This is a genomic window from Agromyces excoecariae, assembly GCF_051715505.1.
Classification (GTDB): Bacteria; Actinomycetota; Actinomycetes; order Actinomycetales; family Microbacteriaceae; genus Agromyces.
Genome location: NZ_JBPSLA010000014.1, coordinates 181,725 through 196,267 on the forward strand (window position 1 = coordinate 181,725; position 14,543 = coordinate 196,267).

General features: G+C 70.9%; 13 protein-coding genes, 1 tRNA gene and 1 other RNA gene. 8 read left to right on the forward strand and 7 right to left on the reverse strand.

All coding sequences use genetic code 11. The features are described from left to right. Positions 1-62: 62 nt before the first annotated feature. The 4 genes from ACSJD1_RS14245 (at position 63) to rnpB (ending at position 2,400) form a co-directional block, all read left to right on the forward strand. Positions 63-135, forward strand: a tRNA-Val gene (locus ACSJD1_RS14245). Between the two features lie 198 nt (positions 136-333). Next, positions 334-1,155, forward strand: coding sequence for a Nif3-like dinuclear metal center hexameric protein (locus ACSJD1_RS14250; RefSeq protein WP_438855944.1), 822 nt, complete (start codon positions 334-336; stop codon positions 1,153-1,155). 79 nt (positions 1,156-1,234) lie between these two features. Further along, positions 1,235-1,972, forward strand: a complete 738-nt coding sequence (locus ACSJD1_RS14255) for a zinc ribbon domain-containing protein (RefSeq protein ID WP_438855945.1) — start codon at positions 1,235-1,237, stop codon at positions 1,970-1,972. Positions 1,973-2,024: 52 nt separating this feature from the next. Continuing rightward, an RNA gene (rnpB, locus tag ACSJD1_RS14260) (RNase P RNA component class A) lies at positions 2,025-2,400 on the forward strand. A 25-nt stretch (positions 2,401-2,425) separates the two neighbouring features. Here rnpB and ppgK read toward each other — a convergent pair. Together ppgK and map are read right to left on the reverse strand one after the other, a co-directional pair. Further along, a complete protein-coding gene (gene ppgK / locus ACSJD1_RS14265) occupies positions 2,426-3,181 on the reverse strand; it encodes a polyphosphate--glucose phosphotransferase (RefSeq protein WP_438855946.1) in 756 nt (251 codons plus the stop codon). A 61-nt stretch (positions 3,182-3,242) separates the two neighbouring features. Further along, positions 3,243-4,106 carry a type I methionyl aminopeptidase gene (gene map / locus ACSJD1_RS14270; RefSeq protein WP_438855947.1) on the reverse strand — a complete coding sequence of 288 codons (864 nt, stop codon included), beginning with the start codon at positions 4,104-4,106 and terminating at the stop codon, positions 3,243-3,245. Positions 4,107-4,117: 11 nt separating this feature from the next. On the opposite strand from map, the gene ACSJD1_RS14275 reads away from it, so the two are divergent. Beyond that, complete coding sequence (locus tag ACSJD1_RS14275; protein WP_344368829.1) at positions 4,118-4,303, forward strand: SPOR domain-containing protein; 186 nt, start codon at positions 4,118-4,120, stop codon at positions 4,301-4,303. A 28-nt stretch (positions 4,304-4,331) separates the two neighbouring features. On the opposite strand, the gene panB is transcribed toward ACSJD1_RS14275, so the two are convergent. Next, the gene (gene panB, locus ACSJD1_RS14280; RefSeq protein ID WP_438855948.1) at positions 4,332-5,219 is read right to left on the reverse strand and encodes a 3-methyl-2-oxobutanoate hydroxymethyltransferase; all 888 of its coding nucleotides are present in this window, start codon (positions 5,217-5,219) and stop codon (positions 4,332-4,334) included. Between the two features lie 87 nt (positions 5,220-5,306). Here panB and glnA (ACSJD1_RS14285) point away from each other — a divergent pair, with 87 nt between their 5' ends. Together glnA (ACSJD1_RS14285) and ACSJD1_RS14290 are read left to right on the forward strand one after the other, a co-directional pair. After that, positions 5,307-6,644: a type I glutamate--ammonia ligase gene (gene glnA, locus ACSJD1_RS14285; protein WP_400998356.1), complete on the forward strand. Its 1,338-nt coding sequence runs from the start codon at positions 5,307-5,309 to the stop codon at positions 6,642-6,644. A 13-nt stretch (positions 6,645-6,657) separates the two neighbouring features. Further along, the gene (locus ACSJD1_RS14290) at positions 6,658-9,672 is read left to right on the forward strand and encodes a bifunctional [glutamine synthetase] adenylyltransferase/[glutamine synthetase]-adenylyl-L-tyrosine phosphorylase (RefSeq protein ID WP_438855949.1); all 3,015 of its coding nucleotides are present in this window, start codon (positions 6,658-6,660) and stop codon (positions 9,670-9,672) included. 170 nt (positions 9,673-9,842) lie between these two features. Here ACSJD1_RS14290 and glnA (ACSJD1_RS14295) read toward each other — a convergent pair whose 3' ends face one another. Next, positions 9,843-11,267, reverse strand: coding sequence for a type I glutamate--ammonia ligase (gene glnA / locus ACSJD1_RS14295; RefSeq protein WP_376928697.1), 1,425 nt, complete (start codon positions 11,265-11,267; stop codon positions 9,843-9,845). 138 nt (positions 11,268-11,405) lie between these two features. Here glnA (ACSJD1_RS14295) and ACSJD1_RS14300 point away from each other — a divergent pair, with 138 nt between their 5' ends. Continuing rightward, positions 11,406-11,837 (forward strand): RDD family protein, encoded by a 432-nt coding sequence (locus tag ACSJD1_RS14300; protein WP_438855950.1) that lies wholly within the window; start codon positions 11,406-11,408, stop codon positions 11,835-11,837. A 105-nt stretch (positions 11,838-11,942) separates the two neighbouring features. On the opposite strand, the gene ACSJD1_RS14305 is transcribed toward ACSJD1_RS14300, so the two are convergent. The 3 genes from ACSJD1_RS14305 to lipB form a co-directional block, all read right to left on the reverse strand. Beyond that, positions 11,943-12,665, reverse strand: a complete 723-nt coding sequence (locus tag ACSJD1_RS14305; protein ID WP_155841635.1) for a DUF4191 domain-containing protein — start codon at positions 12,663-12,665, stop codon at positions 11,943-11,945. 89 nt (positions 12,666-12,754) lie between these two features. After that, positions 12,755-13,744, reverse strand: coding sequence for a lipoyl synthase (gene lipA, locus ACSJD1_RS14310; RefSeq protein WP_438855951.1), 990 nt, complete (start codon positions 13,742-13,744; stop codon positions 12,755-12,757). Then, positions 13,741-14,382, reverse strand: coding sequence for a lipoyl(octanoyl) transferase LipB (lipB, locus tag ACSJD1_RS14315; protein ID WP_438855952.1), 642 nt, complete (start codon positions 14,380-14,382; stop codon positions 13,741-13,743). The genes lipA and lipB overlap by 4 nt, the downstream gene beginning before the upstream one ends. Positions 14,383-14,543 lie beyond the last annotated feature (161 nt).

Below are 14,543 nucleotides of genomic sequence, written 5' to 3' on the forward strand. Positions count from 1 at the left end.
ATCTGCCGGGCGGATGCCGCATCCGCGCGACGCTACGATCGAGGTACCGCCGCACGCGGTGGGGGCCTTTAGCTCAGTTGGTAGAGCGCCACGCTTACACCGTGGATGTCGTCGGTTCGAGCCCGGCAGGGCCCACTTCGCCGGCCGCGCGATCGCGCCGCGGGGCCGACCAGACCGGGGGCACCCATGCGTCCTCGTCGATGATCGGGATCGTGCGCCCATCGCCTGCCACTCCCGCGATCGACACCCCGGCACCGCGGACGCTGGTCAGCCGCGGTGCGCGCGGCAACCGGGCTCCCGGCCCGCCGCACGGTTCGGCGTAGGCTGGGGCGCGTGCCAGTCCGCCTGACCGACGTCCTCTCGACCGTGGAGCGCCTGTGGCCCGCATCCGGCGCGGAGCCGTGGGATGCGCCCGGTCTCGTGACCGGCGACCCGGCGCGGGAGGTCTCGCGGGTGCTGCTCACGGTCGACGCCGTCTCCGCGACCGTCGACGAGGCCGTCGAGAGCCGCGCCGACCTGATCGTGGCGCACCACCCGCTGCTGCTCCGCGGCGTCACCTCGATCGCCGAGGACCGCTACAAGGGCGCACTGCTCGCGAAGCTCGTCCGCGCCGACTGCGCGCTCGTCGGCGCGCACACCAATGCCGACGTCGTCGAGACCGGGACCTCGGCAGTCCTCGCCGCGCGCCTCGGCCTGGTCGACCCGGTTCCGATCGTGCCCGATTCGACGGATGCCGCGCGCGGCCTCGGTCGCGTGGGGCGCCTCGCCGAGCCGACGACGCTGGGCCGGCTCGCGCGCCGGCTCGCGGAGATCCTCCCGCCGACGGCGACGGGCGTGCGCGTCGCGGGCGGGTTCGACGATCCCGTCGAGACGATCGCGGTCTGCGGCGGCGCGGGCGACTCGCTGCTCGCGCATGAGGCCGTGCGCTCCGCCGATGCGTACGTCACGGCCGACCTGCGGCATCACCCCGCGTCGGAGGCCCGCGAGCAGGCGATGCTCGGCGGCGGCCCGGCGCTCGTCGACGTCTCGCACTGGGCGAGCGAGTGGCTGTGGCTCGAGGCCGCCGCCCGCGAGCTGCGCGAGGCGCACCCCGACCTCGAGGTCGCCATCAGCGACCTCCGCACCGATCCGTGGGACTTCCAGGTCGTCCAATGACCGACCCGAGATCGATCGCACCCGCGTCAGCACGACCCGCACCAGACCGCCCCGCCCCGAACGACACGAGGAGCACCACGTGAAGGCCAGCCCCGCCGACCAGGAGCAGCTGCTCCGCCTCCAGGCGATCGACACGCGACTGCAGCAGCTCGCGCACCGCCTGCGATCGCTCCCGCAGACGGCCGAACTGGCCTCGCTCGGCGACCGCGACACCGCGGTCCGCGGCCGCCGCGCCGAGGCCATCGGGGCACTCGAGGACGCCCGCGCCGAGCTGGGTCGGATCGAGTCCGACGTCGAGGTCGTCGAGAAGCGCATCGCACGCGACGGCGACCGGTTGACGCACACGTCGTCGATGAAGGACGTCCAGGCGCTGGAGGCCGAGCTGGTGTCGCTGCGCAAGCGCCTCAGTGACCTCGAGGACGCCGAGCTCATCGTCATGGAGAAGGTCGAGGCCGCCGAGGCGCACGTCGCCGGGATCGATCGAGAGCGCGCCGAGCTCGCGGAGTCGACCGCCGCGCTCGAGGCGGCGCGCGACGAGGCCGCCGGCGGGCTCGGCACCGAACGCGAGCAAGCCGAGCGCGACCGCGGGACGATCGCATCGACGGTGCCCGACGACCTCCTCCGCTTCTACGAGGATCGCCGCGTCCGCGGCGGGGGCATCGGCGCGGCCCTGCTCCGGCAGCGGACGTGCGGGGGCTGCACCATCACGCTCACCGGCTCCGACCTCGAAGCCGTGCGCCGCGCCGCGGACGACGAGGTCGTGCAGTGCCCGGAGTGCGACCGGATCCTGGTGCGCACGAGCGAGTCGGGGCTCTGACCCGGGCACCGATCCACGTGGCTCCGCCCGCGCGGTAGCCTTGAGGGGCGAGCGGGTCGGCAAGACGGCCGCGTCGCCCGAGTGATCGGGTGCCGAGGAACGTCCGGGCTCCGCAGGGCAGGACGGTGGGTAACGCCCACCCGGGGTGACCCGCGAGACAGTGCCACAGAAAGCAGACCGCCACGGGCTCCGGCCCGCGGTAAGGGTGAAACGGTGGGGTAAGAGCCCACCAGCGGCCGCGGTGACGCGGTCGGCTCGGTAAACCTCGTCCGGAGCAAGGCCAGACAGAACACCATGGGGCGGCCCGTCCCGTGTTCGGGTAGGCCGCTGGAGGGTTGCGGTGACGCAACTCCGAGAGAGATGGCCGTCCAGCCGGTGTCGCGCAAGCGCCCGGTGAACAGAACCCGGCGTATCAGCCGGCCCGCTCGCACTCCGGCCCGCGTCGTGCGGCGCTCAGAACCGGGCGGCGAGCGCCGCGGCGCCGAGGATGCCCGCGTTGTTGCGGTGCACGGCCGGCACGATCGGCGTCGTCAGGTCGAGCAGTGGCAGGAACTGCTCGTGGTGCTTCGAGACACCGCCGCCGACGACGAACAGGTCGGGGGAGAACAGGAACTCCACGTGCGAGTAGTACCGCTGGAGCCGCTTCGCCCACTGCTCCCACGAGAGGCCGTCGCGCTCCATGGCCGAGTACGCCGCACGCGACTCGGCGTCGTGCCCGTCGAGCTCGAGGTGGCCGAGCTCGCTGTTCGGAACGACGACGCCGTCGAAGATCAGGGCCGAACCGATGCCGGTCCCGAGCGTCGTGAGGATGACCAGGCCGTCCTCGCCCTTCGCGGCTCCGAACCTCGCCTCGGCGTAGCCGGCGGCATCCGCGTCGTTGATGAAGTGGATCTCGCTGCGGAGCTCCTGCTCGAACATGCGCTCCGCCTCGAGTCCGATCCACTCGTCGGAGACGTTCGCGGCGGACAGCGTGCGACCGAGCTTCACGATCGCGGGGAAGCACACGCCGAGGGGCAACGACGAGTGGCCCCGGTCGGCGATCTCCGAGAGCAGCTCGCCCGTCGCCGCCAGGATGTCGACCGGCCGGCCGCCGGGCGGCGTCTTCACCTTGATGCGGTCGGTGACGAGTTCACCGGTGCCGAGATCGACCACCGCGCCCTTGATCCCGGTGCCCCCGATGTCGATGCCGATCGCACGTTCAGTCGCCATGGCGCCACGATACCGCGCGGTCGTCGTGCGACCGGGGACGACCCGGTCGGCCGCCCTGCGATCACGGCTCGGTGAGGATCTCCGCACCGCGTTCGGTCACGACGAGCGTGTGCTCGAATTGGGCCGTCAGCGAACGGTCGCGCGTCACGACCGTCCAGTCGTCGGCCCAGAGGTCCCAGTCGGTCGTGCCGAGGGTCAGCATCGGCTCGATCGTGAAGACCATGCCCGCCTCGAGGACCGTGGTGGCGTTCGGGTCGTCGAAGTGGGGGATCACGAGCCCGGTGTGGAACGCCCGCCCCACCCCGTGGCCGGTGTAGTCGCGCACGACGCCGTAGCCGAAGCGCTTCGCGTACGACTCGATCGCGCGACCGACGACGTTAACCTGCCGGCCCGGGGCGACCGCGCGGATGCCTCGGGCGAGCGCCTCGCGCGTCCGATCGACGAGCAGCCTGGTCTCCTCGTCGGCCTCGCCGACCAGGAAGGTGGCGTTCGTGTCGCCGTGCATGCCGTCGAGGTAGGCGGTCACGTCGAGGTTCACGAGGTCGCCGTCGGCGAGCACGGTGTCGTCGGGGATGCCGTGGCAGATGACCTCGTTGACCGACGTGCACGAGGACTTCGGATACCCGCGGTAGCCGAGCGTCGACGGGTAGGCGCCGTGCGCGACGACGTACTCGTGGGCGATGCGGTCGAGCTCGTCGGTCGTCACGCCGGGACGGATCGCCGCGGCGGCGGCCTGGATCGCGCCCGCCGCGACGCGCCCCGCCGCGCGGATCCGCTCGACCTCGTCGGTGGAGTACCGGTCGCCGCCCGTGTTGGGGGAGGGTGCCGTGCGCCCCACGTACTCGGGTCGGGGTATCGACGCCGGCACGGCGCGCAGGGGTGAGGGTCGGCCGGGGATCAGGTGGCCGGCGGCGTCCTTGGGCATAGGATCAGCCTATGTCGAGGGACGTCGAGCATCAGTTCTGGTACAACCTCAACACCGGCGAGGTCGAGGAGGGGTTGGTCTCGCCGGCCGTCGAGCGCGTGGGTCCGTTCGAGACGCGCGCCGAGGCCGAGCAGGCGCTGGAGATCCTCCGCGCGAACAGCGCGAAGTGGGCTGAGGAGGACGCCGCCGAGGAGTGACGCCCGCGCCGACGGGCCCGCCGGCCCGTCAGTACGAGTGCTCCTCCGTGGGGTAGGCGCCGGAGGCGACATCCGCCGCCCACTCGCGTGCCGCATCGCCGAGGATGCCCGCGAGGTTCGCGTACTGCCGGACGAACCGCGGGATGCGGCCGGTCGTCAGGCCGGCCCAGTCGGTCCACACGAGCAGCTGGCCGTCGCAGTGCGGGCCGCCGCCGACCGAGATCGTCGGGATCTGCAGCAGCTCGGTCACCTGACGCGCGGCGTCGGCGGGCACCATCTCGAGCACGACCGCGAACGCGCCCGCGTCCTGGATCGCCTGCGCGTCGGCGAGCAACTGCTTCACGCCCTCGCCCCGGCCCTGGATGATGTGTCCGCCGAGGCCGTGCTCGCTCTGCGGCGTGTAGCCGATGTGCGCCATGACCGGGATGCCGGCGCCGACGATGCGGCGGATCTGCTTCTGGCTGCGTTCGCCGCCCTCGAGCTTGACTGCGTGCGCACCCGCCTCCTTCATGAAGCGGATGGCGGTGTGCAGCGCCTCGTCCGGTCCGTTCTCGTACGAGCCGAACGGCATGTCGGCGATGACGAACGCGCGCTCGACGGCGCCGGCGACCGCCCGCGTCAGGGGGATGAGCTCGTCGACGGTGACGGGCAGCGTGGTCTCGTAGCCGAGCACGTTGTTGCCCGCCGAGTCGCCGACGAGCAGGAAGTCGATGCCCGCCTCGTCGAAGATGTGCGCGGTCAGCTGGTCGTAGCTCGTGAGCCCGGTGATCTTGATGCCGTCGCGCTTGGCGGTCTGGAAGTGCCTGGTGCGGACGCGCTTCGGGCCGGTGGGGGTGCTCGATGCGCCGCCGTACGGGTTCTCGCCCACAGGGGTCTCGGAGGGGTTCGCTGCGCCGTCGGATGCGTGGTCGGACATGGCGCCAGTCTCGCACAGCAGGGGCGTCGTCCGGGCGGGTCGGACGACCCCGACCGACTACGCTGAGAGCATCGAGGAAGGGTGTGCATGGACAAGCAGCGCGACTTCGTTCTCCGGACCATCGAGGAACGAGGAGTCAAGTTCGTCAGGCTCTGGTTCACCGACGTCGTCGGCACGCTGAAGTCGGTCGCGATCGCGCCGGCCGAGGTCGAGGGCGCGTTCACGGAGGGGATCGGATTCGACGGCTCGGCGATCGAGGGCCTGAGCCGGACCTTCGAGTCCGACCTGCTCGCCTTCCCCGACCCGACGACGTTCCAGACGCTGCCGTGGCGCGGCGACATCGACCCCACGGCGCGCATGTTCTGCGACATCACGACGCCCGACGGAGAGCCGGCGGTCGCCGATCCGCGGAACGTCCTGAAGCGCACGCTCGCGCGCGCAGCCGACGCCGGGTTCACGTTCTACACCCACCCCGAGATCGAGTTCTACCTCCTCAAGTCGTCGAAGTACGGGTCCGAGGGACCGCAGCCGGTCGACTCGGCCGGGTACTTCGACAATGTTCCGGGGGGCACCGCGCACGACTTCCGTCGACGCTCGGTCCGGATGCTCGAGGACCTCGGCATCTCGGTCGAGTTCAGCCACCACGAGGCCGGTCCCGGCCAGAACGAGATCGACCTCCGGTACGCTGACGCGCTCACCACCGCCGACAACATCATGACCTTCCGGACGGTGGTGAAGGAGGTCGCGATCGAGCAGGGCGTCTACGCGACGTTCATGCCGAAGCCGTTCTCCGACAAGCCCGGCTCCGGCATGCACACGCACCTGTCGCTCTTCGAGGGCGACGCGAACGCGTTCTACGAGCCCGGTGCGCAGTACCAGCTCTCGAAGATCGGCCGTCAGTTCATCGCGGGCCTCCTCCGTCACGCCAACGAGATCTCGGCGGTCACGAACCAGTTCGTGAACTCCTACAAGCGTCTCTGGGGCGGCGACGAGGCCCCGAGCTTCATCTGCTGGGGCCACAACAACCGCTCGGCCCTCGTCCGGGTGCCGCTCTACAAGCCGAACAAGGGGCAGAGCGCTCGCGTCGAGTACCGCGCCATCGACTCCGCGGCGAACCCCTACCTGGCCTTCTCGCTGCTGCTCGCCGCCGGCCTCAAGGGCATCGAGGAGGGCTACGAGCTCCCCTCCGAGGCTGAGGACGACGTGTGGGCGCTGACCGACAGCGAGCGTCGCGCGCTCGGCTACCGACCGCTGCCCGCGAGCCTCGACCACGCGATCGAGTACATGGAGACCTCCGAGCTCGTCGCCGACACGCTCGGCGAGCACGTCTTCAACTACGTGCTCGCGAACAAGCGCGCCGAGTGGCGCGACTACCGCACGCAGGTCACGCCGTTCGAGCTGCAGCGCAACCTCGAGATCCTCTGACGGTCGGCACCGGATGACGCGCACCGCACCGACCCTCGGAGCGCTGGCGCGCGCCGGATTCGCGGACCTCGACGCTGCCGCGGCGCACTCGGCGGAACTGGCGGACGCCGCAGGGGTCGAGCCCGAGGCCCTGGTCGACGCGCTCGGCTCGGCGGCCGACCCCGACCAGGCGCTCGCCGAGCTCCGCCGCCTCCACGAACGAGCGCCCGAGGCGGTCGCCGCGATCGTCGGCGATCCGGACGCGCTCGATAGGGCGGCGCGCCTGCTGGGCGCATCCCGCGGCTTCGCCGAGTTCTTCCTGCGGAACCTCGATGAGCTCGCGCTGCTGCACGCGTCACCGGCTCCGCCCCCTTCGGCGGAGGACGCCGCATCCGAACTCGTCGCGGTCGCGGCATCCGTCGAGGCACCCGTGTCGAGGTTGGCGGACGCCGGAGCGCGCGCGCTCCGCGTGCGGTATCGACGGCTGCTGGCCGCACTCGCGATCTGGGACCTCACGCGCAGCGACGCGGTCGACGCGCTCGACACGGTGGCGGCCGGCCTTGCGGACCTCGCCGGCGGGGCGATCGAGGCGGCACTCCTCCTCGCACGGCGGCTCGCGGGGCGTGAGGCGGGCGAGCCCGCGGCGCCCGGTCGGTATCCGGCGACCGAGGTCGCCGCCACGCGCCTGGCCGTGATCGGCATGGGCAAGGCCGGCGCACGGGAACTCAACTACGTCAGCGACGTCGACGTCATATTCGTCGCCGAGTCGGCCGACGAGGAGGTCGCATTGACCGCACGTGCCCTCGAGATCGCCACGAAGCTCGCGATGGCGATGATGCGGGCGATCGGCGAACCCGGGATCGAGCCGCCGCTCTGGGAGGTCGATCCGAACCTCCGTCCCGAGGGCAAGGACGGCGCCCTCGTGCGCACCCTCGACTCGCACCTGCAGTACTACGACCGGTGGGCGAAGAGCTGGGAGTTCCAGGCGTTGCTCAAGGCCCGGCCGCTCGCGGGCGACCCCGACCTCGGCGGGCGCTACGCCGCCGGCGTCGCGCCGAAGGTCTGGTCGAGCTCGTCGCGCGAGGGCTTCGTCGAGTCCGTCCAGCGGATGCGCGAACGGGTCACGGACCACATCCCGACCGACGAGGTCGACGTCCAGCTGAAGCTCGGACCCGGCGGACTCCGCGACATCGAGTTCACCGTCCAGCTCCTCCAGCTCGTGCATGGCGCGACCGACGAGGCGATCCGCCAGGCAGGAACCCTGCCGGCCCTCGCAGCGCTCGCCGAGCACGGCTACGTCGGCCGGGAGGAGGCCGGCGAGTTCTCGCGCGACTACCGGGTGCTGCGCGTCCTCGAGCATCGCCTGCAGCTCGCACGTCTCCGCCGAACGCACCTGATGCCGCGCGACGACGCGGAACGCCGCGTGCTCGCGCGTGCGTCGGGACTCGCACGCACGTCGGGCGAGCTCACCGAGACCTGGCAGTCGACGCGGCGCCGTGTCCGCGGCCTGCACGAGCGCCTCTTCTACCGTCCCCTGCTCTCTGCGGTCGCGGCGCTTCCCGCGGACGGGCTCGGACTCACCAGCGCCCAGGCCGAGGCGCGGCTCGCCGCGATCGGCTTCCACGACCCGCGCGGTGCGCTCGCCCACATCGCGGCCCTCACCGCCGGCGTCTCGCGACGCGCCACGATCCAGCGTCACCTCATGCCGGTGCTGATCTCGTGGTTCGCGGACGGCGCCGACCCCGACTACGGCCTGCTCGCGTTCCGCCGGATCAGCGACGCCCTCGGTACGACGCACTGGTACCTGCGACTGCTGCGCGACTCGTCCGACGCCGCGCTGCGCCTCACGCGCGTGCTCTCCGGCTCGCGCTTCGCGGGAGAACTGCTCGAGCGAATCCCGGAGGCGGTCGCGTGGCTCGAGGATGTCGACGAGCTGCGGCCCCGACCGCTCGCGGCACTCCGCGAGGAGGGGGACGCAGTCCTCGCCCGCCATGGCGAATCGGATGCCGCCGCCAAGGTGCTCCGGGCGATGCGACGACGAGAGGTCCTCCGGCTCGCCCTGGCGTCGATCCTCGACGTGTGCACGGTGGAGGAGCTCGGATACGGGCTCAGCGATGTGGTCGAGGCCCACCTCGAGTCGTTGCTCCGCGCCATCCGCCGCGGCGACGACGGCATCGAGTTCGCAGTGATCGGCATGGGCCGGTTCGGCGGACGGGAGCTCGGCATCGCCTCCGACGCCGACATCCTGTACGTGTACCGCGCGACGACGGCCGAGCCCGACGCGGCGCACACCCGAGCCCTCAGGATCGTCTCCGAGCTCGTGCGCACGAGCGAGGACGCCCGTCTGCCGTTCGAGCTCGATGCGGGCCTCCGCCCCGAGGGGCGCAACGGGGTCGTCGCGCGATCGCTCGACGCCTACCGCGCCTACTACGCCCGCTGGTCGCTCACCTGGGAGGCGCAGGCGCTGCTTCGGGCGCGCGGCGTCGCGGGCGATCGCACCCTCGTCGACGACTTCACCGAGTTGGCGGACACGGTCCGCTACCCGAGCGGCATCGCCGACCAGGAGGTGCGAGAGGTCAAGCGGATCAAGGCGCGCGTCGAGAACGAGCGCCTCCCGCAGGGCGCGGATCCGACGCGCCACCTGAAGCTCGGCCGCGGGTCGCTGAGCGACGTCGAGTGGTTCGTCCAGCTCATCCAGCTCGAGCACGCCGCGGAGGTTCCCGCGCTGCGCACGACGTCGACGCTCGACGCGCTCGGCGCATCGGTCGAGGCGGGGCTCGTCGAGGCGTCCGATGCGGAGACGCTGCGGGCGGCCTGGATCATGGCCTCGCGCGCCCGTTCGGCGCTGACGCTCTGGCTCGACAAGACCACCGACGTGCTGCCGGTCGAGCGCACGCAGCTCGAGGGCATCGCCCGCATCATGGGCTACCCGCCCGGCTCGGCGACCGCGCTCGAGGACGACTACCTCGCCGTCACCAGGCGAGCGCGAGCCGTGTTCGAACGCGGCTTCTACGGGCTCGAGCCCCGTCGCGAGCCGACGGTCGGCTGAGCGACCGGCGTACGGCGACCGGCTCGAGCGGGGCGCACCGGCGCTCCGAGCTCGCACGCCAAGCTCCGCGGACCCGACTCGGGGTCTTCGGCCGCCCGGGAGCGACACGAGGGCCCGTGTCGCAGAACGCGACACGGGCCCTCGGCTCTCTGGGGGATGGGGGAGAGAGACTAGACGCCGAAGTACAGCTCGAACTCGAACGGGTGCGGACGCTGGGCCAGCGGCTTCAGCTCCTTCTCGCGCTTGTAGTCGATCCAGGTCTCAATGAGCTCCTTGGTGAACACGCCGCCCTCGAGCAGGAAGTCGTGGTCGGCCTCGAGCGCGTCGAGCACGGCGTCGAGCGAACCCGGCACCTGCGGGATCGCCTTGGCCTCCTCGGGCGGGAGCTCGTAGAGGTCCTTGTCGACGGGCTCGTGCGGCTCGATGCGGTTCTTGATGCCGTCGAGGCCGGCCATGAGCTGCGCGGCGAAGGCGAGGTACGGGTTGCCCGAGGCGTCCGGCGCGCGGAACTCGATGCGCTTGGCCTTGGGGTTCGTGCCCGTGATCGGGATGCGGATCGCGGCGGAACGGTTGCCCGCCGAGTACACGAGGTTGACGGGCGCCTCGAAGCCCGGCACGAGGCGGTGGTACGAGTTCACCGTCGGGTTCGTGAAGGCGAGCAGCGCGGGGGCGTGGCGGAGGATGCCGCCGATGTACCAGCGAGCGACGTCCGACAGGCCGCCGTAGCCGGCCTCGTCGTAGAACAGCGGCTTGCCGTCGTTCCAGAGCGACTGGTGCGTGTGCATGCCCGAGCCGTTGTCGCCGAAGAGCGGCTTCGGCATGAACGTCGCCGTCTTGCCCCACTCGTTCGCCGTGTTCTTCACGATGTACTTGAACTTCAGGATGTCGTCCGCAGCGTGGACCATCGTGTCGAACTTGTAGTTGATCTCGCCCTGGCCGGCGGTGCCGACCTCGTGGTGCGAGCGCTCGACCTCGAGGCCGGCCTCGATGAGCTTGAGCACGATGTCGTCGCGGAGGTCGGCGTGCTGGTCGACCGGCGAGACGGGGAAGTAGCCGCCCTTGTACGCGGTCTTGTTGGCGAGGTTGCCGCCCTCCTCGGCGCGGCCCGAGTTCCAGGCGCCCTCGCTGGAGTCGACGGAGTAGAAGCTCGCGTTCTGCTTCACCTCGTAGCGCACGTCGTCGAAGATGTAGAACTCGGCCTCCGGGGCGAAGAACGCGGTGTCGGCGATGCCGGTCGAGGCCAGGTACTTCTCGGCCTTCTTGGCGACCTGGCGCGGGTCCTTGCCGTAGATCTCGCCGTTTCGGGGGTTGTAGATGTCGAAGACCATGATCAGCGTCCGCTCGGCGCGGAACGGGTCGACATAAGCCGTCGAGACGTCCGGGATGAGCTGCATGTCGGACTCGTGGATCGATGCGAAACCGCGGATCGAGGAGCCGTCGAACAGCTGGCCGACGGTGAAGAAGTCCTCGTCGACGGTGGAGGCCGGGATGTTGAAGTGCTGCTGCACACCCGGGAGGTCGGTGAAGCGGATGTCGAGGAACTTGACGTCCGTCTCCTTGATGAACTTGAGGACTTCGGAAGAATCACTGAACATGTGACGGTGCTCCAAGGGAAGGTTGGGGACGAGGACGCAGTCGTTCGACCGGTTGCGACGCTATCCGGGCGGGGTTTCCCTCCCATGACACCGATGTTTCGACCGTGTTACACAGTGCCCGATCGGTAGACTCGTGCGGTGCCAGACCCCGCGACGCCGACCGGCGACATCCCACCCAGCACCTATCCGGGCGAACGCCTCGGCCTGCCCGAGGATGGCGTGGGATCGGTCGGGCGCATCGGGCGCCGGATCGCGGCGATCATGATCGACTGGCTCATCGCCAACGTGATCGCGCTGCTCGTCGGCCCATACGCCACGACGGCGCAGTCCTGGGCGGCGCTCGGCATCTTCGCGCTGATGCAGGTCCTCTTCATCCCGACGATCGGCGGGAGCGTCGGCCATCGCCTCCTCGGAATGCGCGTCGTGCCGATCCGCGGGGGATGGATCGGACTCTGGCGTCCGATCGTCCGCACACTCCTGCTCGTCGTGGTCGTTCCCGCACTCGTCTGGGATTCGGACCAGCGCGGCTTCCACGACAAGGTCGCCGGCACGATCCTGATCCGCGCCTGATCGCAGGCGCGCCGGATACGAGCTGCGCCGGATCGGGACACCGGCCGGCGCAGATGACTGCGGCATCCGCTCTGGTGAACGGATGCCGCAGGGAGTCGTCGCGGGTCAGCGCATGCGACCGCGCTGCGGGCGCACCCGCATGGGGTCGACGCCCTTCGGGATGGGCAGCGGGGCCTGCAGGGAGTTGAGACGGTTCGTGACCGCGAGGACCTCGGGCTTGGTGAGGCTTCGCTTGGTCTTCCGCAGCGTCGCGGCGAGGCGGTGCAGCTCGACCGAGCCCTCCTCGTGTCCGACCGAGAAGGTGGTCACGGGAACGTTCGGGAGGACGCGTTCGACCTTGCGCTTCTCGTCGGCGAGCATCCGCTCGGTCCGCGAACGCGGTCCTTCACTGATCAGTGCGACGCCGCCGCGCCCGACGGCGCGGTAGACGGCATCCTGCGTCTTGCCGTTCACGGCGACGGGCATCTCGTTGCCGACCCAGCTGCCCCGGAGGCCGCTCCGGAGGACGGCGCCTACGGCGCCGGGCTGGCCGTCGATCTGCGAGTAGGCGGCACGCTCGGCGCGTCGCCCGAGGATCACGAGGGCGATGAGCAGGCCGGCCAGGACGCCCGCGATGATCCACAGGGCGATCGTGAAGCCGTTTCCGCCGCTCAGCCACAGCGCGAGGCCGAGGCCGACGGCGACGGGCGCCAGGAAGCCGAGGAGCATGAGCCACTGGGCGCTCGAGTCGTAGCGGCGGGTCATCTGGAAGACCTGCCACATCTGCTTCATGCGGCCGGGCTCCTTCGGGGGCTTGGGAGCGGACCCGGCGTCCTTGGTGCGTGCCATGCGTCAAGGATACCGGCGGCGACGGGGCCGCTCGGACCGCGGGGTGCGGATCCGAACGGCCCCGTGCCGTCCGCCGATCATGGCGTCGATCAGCCGACCGCCTGCGCGAATCCGAGCGACGCGTCGGCCAGGTGCGCGAGCTCGGGCGGGAGGTCGCGGCCCTTCGCCTGCATCGACTGCGCCCAGAGGCGGCCGGCGCGGTACGAGGAGCGGACGAGCGGCCCGGAGAGGACCCCCAGGAACCCGATCTCCTCGGCCTCCGCCTTCAACTCGACGAATTCCTCCGGGCGCACCCATCGTGCCACCGGGAGGTGGCGCGGGCTCGGCCGGAGGTACTGCGTGATGGTGATGATGTCGGTGCCGGCATCGTGCAGGTCGCGGAGCGCCTGCGACACCTCGGCACGCTCCTCGCCCATGCCGAGGATCAGGTTCGACTTCGTGATCAGTCCCGCGTCTCGTCCCTGCGTGATCACGTCGAGCGAGCGCTCGTATCGGAACGCCGGGCGGATCCGCTTGAAGATGCGCGGGACCGTCTCGACGTTGTGTGCGAACACCTCGGGCCGGGCGGAGAACACCTCGCCGAGCAGCTCGGGATTCCCGGAGAAGTCGGGAACGAGGATCTCCACGCCGGTGCCCGGGGACTGGGCGTGGATCTGGCGGATCGTCTCGGCGTACAGCCACGCTCCCTCGTCGGGCAGGTCGTCGCGCGCGACGCCGGTGACGGTCGAATAGCGCAGCTGCATCCGGACCACCGACTCCGCGACTCGACGCGGTTCGTCGACGTCGTAGTCCGCCGGCTTCCCGGTGTCGATCTGGCAGAAGTCGCATCGCCGGGTGCACTGCGAACCACCGATGAGGAAGGTCGCCTCGCGGTCCTCCCAGCACTCGTAGATGTTCGGGCAACCCGCCTCCTGGCAGACCGTGTGCAGTTCCTCGCTCTTTACGAGCTGTTGGAGCTGGCGGTATTCCGGCCCCATCTTCGCGCGGGTCTTGATCCATTCGGGCTTGCGCTCGATGGGCGTCTCGGCGTTGCGCACCTCGAGTCGAAGCATCCGTCGACCGCCGGGATCGGCGCTCATGCGGCCACCGCCGGGGCGAATTCGGCGTCGAGTCGTGCGCGCACGGCGTCTGCGACGTCGGCGGGTGCGACGGTGCGGCCGAGGACTCGCGACATGGTGGTCACGCCGGCGTCGCGGATACCGCAGGCGACGATCTTCGCGTACGGCTCGAGCGAGTTCGAGCAGTTCAGGGCGAAGCCGTGCATGGTGACGCCCTCGGCGACGCGGATGCCGATCGCGGCGATCTTCTCCTCGACGCCGTCGCGGACGATCCAGACACCCGACCGGCCGTCGACACGGCGGCCGTCGATGCCGAACCCGGCGAGGACGGCGATGAGCACGCCCTCGAGGCGACGGACGTAGCCCACGACGTCGATCGGTTCGGCCAGGCGCAGGATCGGGTAGCCGACGAGCTGGCCCGGACCGTGCCAGGTGATCTTGCCCCCGCGGTCGACGTCGACGACGGGGGTGCCGTCGGTCGGACGTTCGTCGGGCGAGGTCCGCTTGCCGGCGGTGTACACCGGCTCGTGTTCGAGGAGGATGACGGTGTCCGGTCGCTGACCGGAGACCACCGCCTGGTGGACGGCGCGCTGGAGGGAGAGTCCCTCGCTGTACGGCACGGAGTTGGCGCTTAGCCCCGTGTCGACGTAGTCGAGCATGCCGTCCAGTCTAGGTGGCGTCCCGTCCTCCACCGTCCGGTCGCCGGAACGGTCGTCCACGATGCACCGGTCGGCCCGCCGCCGATCCGGGAGCCTGCGGCATCGTCGGTCGATATGGCTCATCGTTCGCGCTGCGCGGCCCGCTCCGTCGGGCACCCCGG

Coding starts and splice junctions, on each gene's coding strand:
- lipB (WP_438855952.1), bottom strand. CDS start 14,382: ATGCTCGACTACGTCGACACGGGGCTAAGCGCCAACTCCGTGCCGTAC.
- ACSJD1_RS14305 (WP_155841635.1), bottom strand. CDS start 12,665: ATGGCACGCACCAAGGACGCCGGGTCCGCTCCCAAGCCCCCGAAGGAG.
- lipA (WP_438855951.1), bottom strand. CDS start 13,744: ATGAGCGCCGATCCCGGCGGTCGACGGATGCTTCGACTCGAGGTGCGC.
- ACSJD1_RS14275 (WP_344368829.1), top strand. CDS start 4,118: ATGTCGAGGGACGTCGAGCATCAGTTCTGGTACAACCTCAACACCGGC.
- ACSJD1_RS14290 (WP_438855949.1), top strand. CDS start 6,658: ATGACGCGCACCGCACCGACCCTCGGAGCGCTGGCGCGCGCCGGATTC.
- map (WP_438855947.1), bottom strand. CDS start 4,106: ATGCCCAAGGACGCCGCCGGCCACCTGATCCCCGGCCGACCCTCACCC.
- ppgK (WP_438855946.1), bottom strand. CDS start 3,181: ATGGCGACTGAACGTGCGATCGGCATCGACATCGGGGGCACCGGGATC.
- panB (WP_438855948.1), bottom strand. CDS start 5,219: ATGTCCGACCACGCATCCGACGGCGCAGCGAACCCCTCCGAGACCCCT.
- glnA (WP_400998356.1), top strand. CDS start 5,307: ATGGACAAGCAGCGCGACTTCGTTCTCCGGACCATCGAGGAACGAGGA.
- glnA (WP_376928697.1), bottom strand. CDS start 11,267: ATGTTCAGTGATTCTTCCGAAGTCCTCAAGTTCATCAAGGAGACGGAC.